Raw genomic sequence first — 8,467 nt, forward strand, 5'->3', positions numbered from 1 at the left:
ACCGCAGATAATCTGGATATATCGGCTATAGAAAATTCTTTAGATAACAGTTTTGGGGAAACTTCAGATTTAGCATCACTTCAAGTACAGCCAGAATTAAAAGAAAGTACGATAATAATTGATTTACAAGATGTCAATCACTTCACACAAATGGTTATTCAGGAAGGTGTAGAAACCGATTTGTGGGATCTAGAAGAGACATCTGAATCTGTACCAGTGTCAGAGGGCGAAAACGCTATTGTTACCTCAATTGAAGAATTGGTAACGACAGAAAACGTTGAAGTAGTTGCTCCAGAAGATGATTTTGCAGACTTGGAAGCATTATTAGGAGAGGAAGTACCACTTAACCCCAAAGCTAAGGAGATACCAGAAATAGATTTTGCAGCCCTGGAAGAATTGCTGGGTACAGATAACAACAGCGATGTCTACGACGGGCTACCCCAACGCCAGCCCTTCAACACTCAACCAGTCTTAGCCAAAAATGTCAATCCATCAGCAGCTATAGATGAATTTGGTGACTTGGAGAAGTTGCTGGCAGAAGCGGATCAAACAATATCCCATTCACCATCAGTAAAATCTAACACCAACAAAGCTCCCCGTCCCTCTACTCGTCGGGCTGCGAGATTTGAAGAAACGATGAAGGTTCCAGTTAAGCAACTGGACGATATGAGTAATTTAGTTGGGGAGTTGGTGGTAAATCGCAATACCTTAGAACAGGATCATGAACGGCTGCGGCAGTCATTAGATAACTTGCTGATTCAGGTACAACAACTCTCGGATGTGGGCGCAAGAATGCAGGAGTTGTATGAGCGATCGCTACTGGAAGCTTCTCTATTAGCTGGACGCAAAAAGAAAGACTCCGGTTTCCAAGCGCCTGATTCCAATGCCGATAGGGGTTTTAGCGAGTTAGAAATGGATCGTTTTACTCCCTTCCATACACTCTCACAGCAAATGATTGAGCGCATTGTGCGAGTGCGTGAGTCGGCAAGTGACATTGATTTTGTTACCGAAGAAACCGAGCGCGTAGCAAGGCAGTTCCGCCAAGTAACCACCCAGCTACAAGAGGGATTAACAAGAGCGCGAATGGTGCATTTTGCCCAAACTATCGATCGCTGGCGGCGAGGAGTGCGCGACAACGCCATAAAGTGTGGCAAACAAGTGGAGTTGGTAATTGAAGGTGGCGATACCTTAATTGACAAAATGATTTTGGATCATCTCACCGATCCATTAACTCACATGCTGAATAATGCGATCGCTCACGGTATTGAAACACCAGAAGAACGACAAGCTGCTGGTAAACCACCCGTAGGAATCATTACTATCCGCGCTTTCCACCAAGGCAACCAAACGATCATTTCTGTAGGCGATGATGGCGCAGGCATCGATTCAGTAAAGGTTAAGGCTAAAGCGGTGAAGATTGGCATGATTACAGAAGCGCAATCATTAGCCATGTCTCGCCTAGAAGTCTACGATCTGCTGTTCCAGTCTGGTTTTACAATCAAAGACCAAGCAGATGAAATTTCTGGTCGTGGTGTGGGTATGGACGTAGTCCGCTCTGAGATTAGCGAAATTCGGGGGACAGTGAACACCGATTCTGCGATCGGTAAGGGAACCACTTTCACCATTCGTCTGCCACTGACTCTGAGTATTTGTAAAGCTCTCTGCTGCGTCTCCGATCGATCCAGAATCGCCTTCCCGATGGACGGTGTAGAAGATACGCTGGATATACCAGTCAAAAATATCCAGCACGATGCCAATGGGGAATCATTTATTTCCTGGCGCGATACGGTGCTGCCATTCCGACCTCTGAAGGAACTTTTAACCTTCAATCGCCAAATCAGTCGCGGTAATGTCTATGGCGGCACTAGAGATGATGATATGGTTTCTGTGGTCGTGGTGCGATCGGCAAATACCTTAATAGCTCTACAAATTGACCTAGTGTTGAGCGAACAAGAAATTGTAATTAAGCAATTTGAAGGCCCAGCGCCTAAACCCATTGGTGTAGCTGGTGCTACAGTCCTGGGTGATGGTCGGATTATGCCCATTGCTGACGTACTAGAAATAATTGACATCTTCCAAGGACGGATTTCTACCGAAATTGGTGGCAATTCTTGGCAACAGAAAGGGATTCCTGTAGACATCTCTCCTGCGAAGATTGACCCAACAGTACTAATCATCGATGACTCGATTACAGTCCGAGAGTTGCTCTCCCTAACGTTTAATAAGGCAGGTTATCGTGTAGAACAGGCCCGTGACGGACAGGAAGCTTGGGATAAACTCCGCTCCGGTCTGCCTTGCGATATCGTATTTTGCGACATCGAAATGCCCCGTTGCGATGGTCTGGAGTTACTCTCTCGCATTCAGAAAGACTCTAACCTCAACCACTTACCCATCGCCATGCTCACCTCTCGCGGTGCAGACAAGCACAGACAAATTGCAGCTCAACTCGGTGCTAGTGGCTACTTTACCAAGCCTTATCTCGAAGAAGCTTTACTTGAAGCTGCGGCGCGGATGTTGAAAGGGGAGAAACTTGTTAGCACTACAACTAATGTTTAGTAAGCAATAAGTAGTAATGCAAAATTATTTATACATCTTATTTGGCTCTGTACTTTATCCATAGGGCTTACGCACAGGTAACGGAAAATCGTAGACGCTCTCGCGTTTGCGTCTCCAATGCTACCACTCAAGACACAGAGAACACAAAGAAATAAGAGTTTGAGAGGTATTTTGCGTAAGTCCTCATTCAAAATAAGAAATTAATTTTGCATGAGTACTTAAAAGACCTTGGCAGTAAACCTGTCAAGGTTTTTTACTTAAAATTTTCAGTCTTTATTGAAACATGATGTTGAAATCTGTATAGTGTTATTAATCAAAACTATGATGCTATTTGCCTTATGCATGAGGAATCAAAAATGAAAAGTTTAATAAAATTAGGATCTGCTATCTCTGGCATTGTTCTTTCTCTTGCAACTATAGAAGTAGCAAAAGCAGATATTGTACCGGGCACTGTTTCTACTGATGCGTTCGATTCTACACAAGGCACAGTAATCACGAATGACGACACAATCATTGATCCCATTAACGCTTTTCGTACAAGTGGAGGATTTGAGGACGGTCATACACTTATGCATAATGGCGGTCTTGGCTCAATCAGCTTCATTGAGTTTGCCACTGCTTCCCCGGTTACAATCGGTGGTGTAAGGTTATTTGCCCACAATGATGGCGAATATTTCGGTTTTCGTCGTGCGATGAGCAATTTTTCACTCTTCGCTGACACAAATTCTGACAGCGTTTTTGAGACTGTTGTCGCTAACCGAAATATTAATCCCAATTATGCGCTACAGACTGGTAACAATGGAGCACTCCCAGAAGACCTCGATCTGACAATCCCATCTCTTGTGGGCAACATAACCGCACAGTCTTGGCGGCTTGAAGTTACGCAAGGAACTGATATACAGCCTTTCGAGGGGGATCGTCTGGTTGAGTTGGACGCTTTACCACCTATACCTACCTCTGTTCCTGAACCCACCTCTGTAAGCGGTATTGCTCTTGTCGGTGCTTTGGGAGCATGGATAAAGCGTAAACAAAAAGCTTCTAAATATGCCTAATCTGAAATAAATAACGCACAGTAAAGTAAAAACTTACATATCAGGAAACGCGATCTCATTTCTATTGTTATCTGGTAAGTGATATCGCGCTTCTTCGGTTATAGTTTTCTTTTGCAAGGGTTTTCAACGGGCATTCTTATAAAAAATAATTAATCAGTTGGAATAAATAATCGAAATATATTATATAATAACCATTCAATTTAGCAAAACCAAACTAAGATAAGGAGCTTTCCAAATTTATGTGCTTTGGTTTATACAACTTTTTGAGAGTAATCCCAAAATAGCAGAGCAATATTGCCATTTAGGCAACATTGCTCTGCTCAGTTTAGGTATTGTCAGTGTTAAGTTTATCTATTGTGGATTCTCCACTCAGACTTGTCTATTAATTACGTAAAATTTTTTGTATAAAGAACTCTAACTAACCTGCTTAGAGTACTGAATATCAAATTTGGACTGTTATGTGTTCAACTTTATATATAGAGGAGCGAATTTGGTATACTTAATTCTTTCTCTATACCAAAATCTACGTTAGAAACAGAACAAAGTAAACATCTAAAAAAAAGAGTATAACAATGTAAAACTACATTATAGCCTCTAATAACACTCATTTAGACTACACTTCGCCAATAAAAGCGAAATATGTAGCTTTTGTGTAGTTGACTAGTGCTAGATTTAAGTTAATCTTAAAGCGGATCGCTTCTTGTAAGAATCTACCCTGACAGAAATGTATAAAGATATAGTTAAATTTACCAATTCTGTCCGAGATTTTTAATTTGCAAACTGAATAGTTTGATACGGCGCTCAAAAACCTGATCCACTACCCTAAACAAGGTAGTCAATTAACGACTCAATATCATCTGTCTGGTAATTGTATTGAATAGTTTACAATACCAGTGGATGAGAAAATCTAAAGAAAATATAAAAGAAACTCAAATTACTGTGGTGTCTGGAGGACAAAAGTGTTTCTGAGACTAGCACATCAACATCGACAATTCGTCCAAGACTTGGTTATGAACCTGCAAGCCTTGGCGGTTGTATTAGAGCGGCGCGGTTATCCTGCGTCCTGTTACACCTGTGGCGACCAAATGAATAGTGGATCGTTTATGGTTAGCTTGGGTGATAATCACCTGATTCGGTTTTTGGTGTCCGATTACGGGATTACTTGGACGGAAATGCGGGATGACCGCGAATTAATGAAGCTAGAGGGTGCAGAGGCAATTAGCCAGCTAGACGATCTGGCTGATCTTGTCAAGCAATCTATGCAAACCGATACAGGCTCTAAAACTCTTGCCAAGAAGTATTAAGGTTCCAAAGGTTGATCGGTTTCTTAGAAATTGATTATCGGTAAGTGGTAATCGTGGCTTAGTTAGCGATCGCTCTTACCTGTTCTCGATTACCGTTAAGTGATTGGCTCATAGCTGGCCTAGGGCAAATTTTTTGTGTCTGCCAAAAGCTTACGAGCCGAATTCTGAGCCTTTAGCTGGAAGTTTGGTAAAACGCACAAGATAATTAGTAATTACTAATTCATAATTCATAATTAAAAGACAGGTTAACAAAACCTGCAACTATCAAGCAAGCAACCTAGTTTGGCTTGGAGTCTAAATCTACTTATATAAGGCAATTATGAATTCTTAATTATGAATTATGAATTTTTAATTAATTTTCTAGCTGACCTTTATAGGCAGGGGAGCAGGGTGAAAAGGGGAAATTTCCCCAGTCAAGCGCACCCTGCCTTGTGCCATTAATTTTGCTGGTTTCGTAGTAGGCACAAAGTGTGCTTAAAAATCTACGACTAAAGTCCTTACCTAACGGGTTCGTTAGGGACTGACAAGAAATAAATTACTCAAATAAACGAACCTTATTAGACACAGAGAACACAGAGGAATAAGGAGGAGAAAGTTTTTTGGGTATTTTTTTATTTGTCAGTCCCTTAGTCGCTCATGGGGGAAACCCCCAAGACCGCGCTAACTCACTACGAACTTTTTCCTAGTTACAAGCCACATCGCCTTGTGAGTGTGGCAGTTGACGCTATTCAATAATTTATAAATAATTTATAGGTGCTGAGAAATTTGAAGATGTCAGAAGAAAAACCCAGGCAACCAAAACTACCACCAACTAGCGCTCTTGACAATCCATCAAGTGCTGAATTTGAGAATTGGTTTGAATATCCTGTCAGAGTGCAACCCCACCACACTGACTATGCAGGTCTTGTCTGGCACGGTTCCTATATAGCTTGGATGGAAGAAGCACGGATTGAGTGTTTGCGATCTATAGGGATTGAATTTGCTGATTTAGTTACTATAGGTTGCGATTTACCAGTTGTAGAACTGTTGGTGCGCTATCACCATTCAATTCAATTGGGTATGGCAGTGCTGGTAAAAACGCGCATGGCTGAGGTGACTGGTGTGCGAATCAATTGGGACTATGCCATTGTCTCAACTGATGGACAACAATTGTACGTCACTGCCAAGGTGACTTTAGTCGCTTTAGATCGCGAAAGAGGTAAAATTATGCGTCAGTTGCCGCCGAGTTTTAAGGATGCACTGGCTAAAATTTCAGCATTAAATAAAAATTGACCAACAAAAATTATAAAGCAATTTGCTTTAAGGTTAAAAATTTTATCTGGTCATTGTTTGTAATTCACCTTTATTAACGAAGGTGAATTTTTTATTTGCCGCTTTGAATCTTTGATATACTTTGCGTAAACTGCATTATGTGATGCCAAATATCTTGTGGAGTAATGCCAAAACTAATGTTTAATAAAATCAGGATTGCGGCAATAGTTAATGCACTACTCATGGTTGCTTTCAACAACTTGTATAATATTATGAAAATAATCCAAGCTACAATTAACGTAGCAATCATAATCTAGAAATTCCTTAAGAATAGCCCTTATCTGAGAAGGTGGTTATTCAGAAAGGGGAAGTTTTTATCTGAATTAAAAATTATTAGTACTAAAGCTATTAAGTAGGTAGGCAAGATAAAAGCAAACTATGTAACGAAAAGTAAAATTTCTCTATTTGGCTCGTAGTTGCGCCCTCTTGCGCTTTAGCACAACTAGGAGCGAGTGATGATTATTTGCGCCCACTTACTTAGACCTAATTTAGAATAGATAGTAAAGCTAATATTTTTTAACTATACTAATACTATAGTAGCTGAAAATGAGACAATCATTGACATAAGAGGCAATTTATTTGGCAATTTGGCAGAATTACCGAAAATATTTTTTATTAAAATTTTGGTATAAAGAATTACAATATCCAGAAGTTATATTTTTGGAAGGATATAAGGATAGACAAAAATGAATTTAGCCGTTAGCCCTCAGCATTAGGCTGAAGGCTAAACAAAAATTGGTCAAGAACTAGAAAATCTGCCTTTTGGGTATCTGAAGTAAAGGTTTTTATCGCAGGGAAATTATCCGCGAGTGAGTTTCTAACTTTTCAGTCGCAGTTAAAACTTCTTGTCTTGCCCATTTATCTGCTGTCAAAATGTCATCTAAAGAGGGATTAGCACGGTTATCATTTTGATGGCGATCGCACACCCATTCGATACACCGGGGAATATCTAAAAAGCGAATTTTTTCATCTAAAAATAAAGCTACAGCTTGCTCATTTGCCGCATTCAACACAGCTGGCATCGAACCACCAGCTTTACCCACAGCATAAGCTAACTGCATACAAGGATACTTTTGGTGATCTGGTTCACGGAAAGTTAAGTTTCCAGCTTTGACTAAATCTAGTGGTTCCCAATTGGTGTAGATGCGATCGGGCCAAGATAGCGCATACAGCAAAGGTAAGTGCATATCCGGCCAACCGAGTTGGGCTAAAACTGAAGTATCTTGCAGTTCAATCAGCGAGTGAATAATGCTCTGGGGATGAATGACAATTTCGATATTGTCATAATCCAACCCAAACAGAAAGTGAGCCTCGATTACTTCCAGCCCTTTATTCATCAAAGTAGCAGAATCTACAGTGATTTTACGCCCCATCGACCAATTAGGATGCTTGAGCGCGTCAGCAACAGTTACATCTGCTAACTTTTCTACATCCCAGTCTCGGAAAGCCCCACCAGATGCAGTCAGCAAAATTTTCCGCAAGCCTTCTTTTGGCACACCTTGGAGGCATTGAAAGATTGCGGAATGTTCGGAATCGGCAGGGAGTAATTTTACACCATGTTTTTCGACTAGGGGTAGAACCACTGGCGCCCCAGCAATCAGGGTTTCTTTGTTCGCTAAGGCAATATCTTTACCAGCTTCAATAGCTGCGATCGTGGGTAGCAAACCAGCACAACCAACGATCCCAGTTACAACAGTTTGAGCATCGCCGTAGCGAGCGACTTCTATCACTCCCGCCTCACCAGCCAGTAGAATCGGTTGGGGATCGAGGTCAATGATAGCTTCTTTGAGCGCTGGTAATTTATCTTCTGAGCAAATGGCTGCTATTTTCGGTCGAAACTGCCGAATTTGAGTAGCCAACATCTCTACATTGTTCCCAGCTGCCAATCCCACAATCCGAAACTGATCTGGGTACTGAGTGACAATATCTAAAGTCTGAGTACCAATAGAACCAGTGGAACCAACAAGAGTAATCGCTTTCACAATTGCTTAAGGATTTACAGACAACTCCCACTATAAATTGCTGGGGACTCTTTAATAACAGGAATCACTATAATCGATACACTGACGAGCAGGAGGTGAGGGGCCGAAGGAAGGTGTCGGCGTGTCTCTATCTCTTCTTGTCCTCGTCCCTGCGCCAGCCTCAATCCGCAGGGCGAACGCATCTTATTTACTAATAAAAACTAAGAAAGATTTCAAAATGACATAAAAAATTGTAGAAATTAAGTGAATGATAAACAAAGTA

6 protein-coding genes are annotated in these 8,467 nt (G+C 41.1%); 4 read left to right on the forward strand and 2 right to left on the reverse strand.

Translation table 11 applies throughout. The features are described from left to right. The 4 genes from V7K32_RS26225 to V7K32_RS26240 all read left to right on the forward strand — a co-directional run. Positions 1-2,556, forward strand: a 2,556-nt coding sequence (locus V7K32_RS26225; protein WP_334997467.1) for a hybrid sensor histidine kinase/response regulator, incomplete at its 5' end; no start/stop codon positions are given. 356 nt (positions 2,557-2,912) lie between these two features. Further along, positions 2,913-3,608, forward strand: a complete 696-nt coding sequence (locus V7K32_RS26230; protein ID WP_334997469.1) for a PEP-CTERM sorting domain-containing protein — start codon at positions 2,913-2,915, stop codon at positions 3,606-3,608. 959 nt (positions 3,609-4,567) lie between these two features. Beyond that, on the forward strand, positions 4,568-4,912 hold the full coding sequence (locus tag V7K32_RS26235; RefSeq protein WP_334997471.1) for a DUF1815 family protein: 345 nt from the start codon (positions 4,568-4,570) through the stop codon (positions 4,910-4,912). Positions 4,913-5,683: 771 nt separating this feature from the next. Then, positions 5,684-6,184 (forward strand): acyl-CoA thioesterase, encoded by a 501-nt coding sequence (locus tag V7K32_RS26240; RefSeq protein ID WP_334997473.1) that lies wholly within the window; start codon positions 5,684-5,686, stop codon positions 6,182-6,184. Positions 6,185-6,275: 91 nt separating this feature from the next. Here V7K32_RS26240 and V7K32_RS26245 read toward each other — a convergent pair whose 3' ends face one another. Continuing rightward, entirely contained in the window at positions 6,276-6,473 is a 198-nt protein-coding gene (locus tag V7K32_RS26245; protein WP_334997475.1) for a hypothetical protein, read from the reverse strand. Positions 6,474-7,008: 535 nt separating this feature from the next. Continuing rightward, positions 7,009-8,205, reverse strand: coding sequence for a 1-deoxy-D-xylulose-5-phosphate reductoisomerase (gene dxr, locus V7K32_RS26250; RefSeq protein ID WP_334997477.1), 1,197 nt, complete (start codon positions 8,203-8,205; stop codon positions 7,009-7,011). Between the last annotated feature and the right edge of the window lie 262 nt (positions 8,206-8,467).

It is taken from the genome of Nostoc sp. (assembly GCF_036917635.1).
In the GTDB taxonomy this organism is placed as follows: Bacteria; Cyanobacteriota; Cyanobacteriia; order Cyanobacteriales; family Nostocaceae; genus Nostoc.

What these genes read in the sequence shown, in the direction of transcription:
- V7K32_RS26230 (WP_334997469.1), top strand. Translation starts at nt 2,913, where the DNA reads ATGAAAAGTTTAATAAAATTAGGATCTGCTATCTCTGGCATTGTTCTT.
- V7K32_RS26245 (WP_334997475.1), bottom strand. Translation starts at nt 6,473, where the DNA reads ATGATTGCTACGTTAATTGTAGCTTGGATTATTTTCATAATATTATAC.
- V7K32_RS26240 (WP_334997473.1), top strand. Translation starts at nt 5,684, where the DNA reads ATGTCAGAAGAAAAACCCAGGCAACCAAAACTACCACCAACTAGCGCT.